The 3,008-nt window shown below is 24.0% G+C and carries 4 protein-coding genes; 2 read left to right on the forward strand and 2 right to left on the reverse strand.

Annotated features, from left to right (window positions below; translation table 11 throughout):
• Together OC710_RS02540 and OC710_RS02545 are read left to right on the forward strand one after the other, a co-directional pair.
• Positions 1–644, forward strand: a 644-nt coding sequence (locus OC710_RS02540; RefSeq protein WP_304515004.1) for an ABC transporter permease, incomplete at its 5' end; no start/stop codon positions are given.
• Positions 641–1,831, forward strand: coding sequence for an ABC transporter substrate-binding protein (locus tag OC710_RS02545; RefSeq protein WP_004995377.1), 1,191 nt, complete (start codon positions 641–643; stop codon positions 1,829–1,831). The genes OC710_RS02540 and OC710_RS02545, both read left to right, overlap by 4 nt.
• Positions 1,832–1,890: 59 nt before the next feature.
• On the opposite strand, the gene OC710_RS02550 is transcribed toward OC710_RS02545, so the two are convergent.
• Complete coding sequence (locus OC710_RS02550; protein WP_054598465.1) at positions 1,891–2,523, reverse strand: lambda-exonuclease family protein; 633 nt, start codon at positions 2,521–2,523, stop codon at positions 1,891–1,893.
• A 62-nt stretch (positions 2,524–2,585) separates the two neighbouring features.
• On the reverse strand, positions 2,586–3,008 hold a 423-nt coding region (locus OC710_RS02555; RefSeq protein WP_304515005.1), incomplete at its 5' end, for a TatD family hydrolase.

Below are 3,008 nucleotides of genomic sequence, written 5' to 3' on the forward strand. Positions count from 1 at the left end.
GTTTTAAATGGTATCGAAAAATAACACAAGATGAATCCGTTAAAAAAGCCATAATAGTAACTTTAGAAATAGCTTTATTGTCTACCATTATATCAACTATAATCGGAACTTTAGCAGCCATTTCTTTAATGAATTATAATAAAAAATGGCAAAAAATAATTTTATCCACTAACCAATTTCCTATTATTATACCCGAAATAATAAATGCTTTATCTTTATTTGTTCTATTTAGTTTTATGAGGTTAAACAACGGTTTTTGGCGTATGTTATTATCGCATATTTCTTTTAGCGTCCCCTATGTATTAGTAACAATTTACAGTAAATGTTGTAATCTAGATGTAGATACGATTGAAGCAGCTTATGACTTAGGCGCTACACCATGGCAAACTTTAATTAAAATAATTTTACCTCAATTAAAAAATTCTATTATAGCTGGAGCAAGCATAGCATTTGCTTTATCTTTTGATGATTTTATTATTTCTTATTTTGCTGGAGGTTCTGATTTCCAAAATATCTCAGCTTATATATACAGTTTAAAAGGCACTATTAATCCTACTATTAACGCTTTATCGTCGCTTCTAATTTTATTTATCTTAGTAAAAATCATTTTTCATTGTCATTCTATAAAAAAAAATAAAATATGAGTACTAAGAAAAAAATAATAATTATAATATGGTGTCTATTTATAATTTTTATAGCAAATTTATATAGAATTACATATCACAACTCTGCTAAACAAAGTATAATATTATTTAATTGGGGCGAATATATTGATCCTAAAATTATTTCAGATTATAACAATAAATCAAATGATTTTGTGATTAAACAAAATTTTTTCTCATCTAACGAAATAGCTATCAATAAAATAAAAACAGGTGATGTTTATGATATTGCCATTTTAAGCGAATATGCTATAGAACAATTAAAAGATAATTATCTTAATAAAATAGATAAAAATAAATTAATTAATTATCCTGAATTAAACGAAAATTTTCAAAAAATCCAAAAAGATAAATTACCTATGAATATCAAAGAATACATTATTCCATATTTTTGGGGAAAACTAGGTTTTTTATATAATAAACAAAAAATTACTAAAGACCAAATCAGCAAACATTGGACACAATTATTACAAAATAATGATTATAAAGTAGCATTATATAATAACCCTTTTGAAGGAATATTTATTGGATTAAAAGCAACCCAAGGTAATATAAGCCAAGCTAATCCAACAGAAATTAATAAAGCTAAAAATTGGTTATTAAATTTAAAACAAAAAAATAAAAATTTATTTTTTGTTACAGATCAAATTTTAGATAATATGCGTATAGCAAATCAAGAACGTTACGATATAGCTGTTACTTATTCAGGAGATGCTAGATATCTAATGCAGCAAAATCCGAATCTTGAATATTATGATTTCAATGATCACGAAAATAATATTTATCAAACAAATATTTGGGTAGATAGTTTAGTTTTACCCAAAGGTAGTAATACTAAAGGAGCATATGATTTTATCAATTTTTTATTAAAAAATGATAATCTCAAACAAAACACTTCTTTTGTAGGATATGATTCTCCTTACCAAAACATAAACGAAAATAATAACTCATTAAAAATAAATATAAACGACAAAGACAATATATATAAATATAATGTCCAAACTAAAAAACAAATCAATGATGCTTGGAATGAAGTTTATGCCTATCCTAGGCCACAAGATAAATATTTATTATTATTATGTTTTTTAATTATCATAATTTGTCTAATAATAAAATTCAAAATAAATTGGCCTAAAAATAATAAATTTTTAATCAATAAATATAAATAAATTAAAAAAAATAATCTCTAAAATTTTAATATAAAAATCAAAATTATATTTTTAATTTTTTATAATTTTAAAGATTCCTTAATTTTTTTTAAATCACCCAATTTTTTCAAAATTTGCTTCGCTTCATTAAATAATTTGTAAAAATTAAAACATTTATTATACATATTATTAATAAACTCTAAATCTTTATAAACTTCTATAACTTTAGAATGTTGATAAGTATAATATACCAAAAAAAAAGCTTTATCCGCATTAGAACAATAAAGTTGAGCTTGAATTTGCGCATAATAAAATTTTGGTATTTTATCATTTAAAAAAAATTCTTTCCAAGAAGCAGTATCGCAGGAAATAGGACATTTAATCTCTAAAATACTTCGAGATTCAGAATTCCAACCATCTAAAGAAGCAGACATAAATTGTTTTACAAAAACAGCTGGAACAAAATTCATTTGACGAACTGAATTAAAAAAAAATCTAGCTTCAGGTTCTAAACGACGTCCACGACGCATAGCTTCATTTACTTCTATTTTCTCTTGGAATAATTTTCTTTTAAATAATAACTTAACACTTTCAAAAGGATTTAAACCCATGATAGCGGCTACTTCAGAAGCATTAATATAATTATTTCTATGTTCATGCCAAGATATAGAATCTTGTTGAATATCTATTAATTTACTTGAATCATCTGACATATAAAAATTAATATCCTTCTCTTTTATAAACTTAAACAAATAGTAACCTCTAAAATTGATAATTATAATTTATCAATTAAAAAAAGATTTTTAGCGTTCTGAGTTGTTTGTTGAACGACATCAGAAAAACTTATTTGTCGTAAAAAAGCAATTTTTTCAGCAATAATTTTTAAATAAGCAGGTTCATTACGTTGTGTTTTTTCCAAAGGAAAAGGTGTTAAAAACGGAGAATCAGTCTCTAATAATATTTTTTCTAATGGTATTTTTTGAGCTATTTCATGAGCTATCAAAGCTTTATTATAAGTAACAATACCACCAATACCTACATAAAACCCCAAATCAACAGCCTTTTGGGCCTCTTCTAAATTATTAACTAAACAATGAAAAACCCCTTTAATTTTATTTTTATAAGGCAATAAAATTTTATAAACTTCTTCGAAAGCTTCTCTGGCGTGCAAAATAACAGGTAAATTATATTTAATTGC

Origin of the sequence: 'Vigna radiata' phytoplasma, from assembly GCF_030586915.1 — a bacterium.
GTDB lineage: Bacteria > Bacillota_I > Bacilli_A > Acholeplasmatales > Acholeplasmataceae > Phytoplasma > Phytoplasma australasiaticum.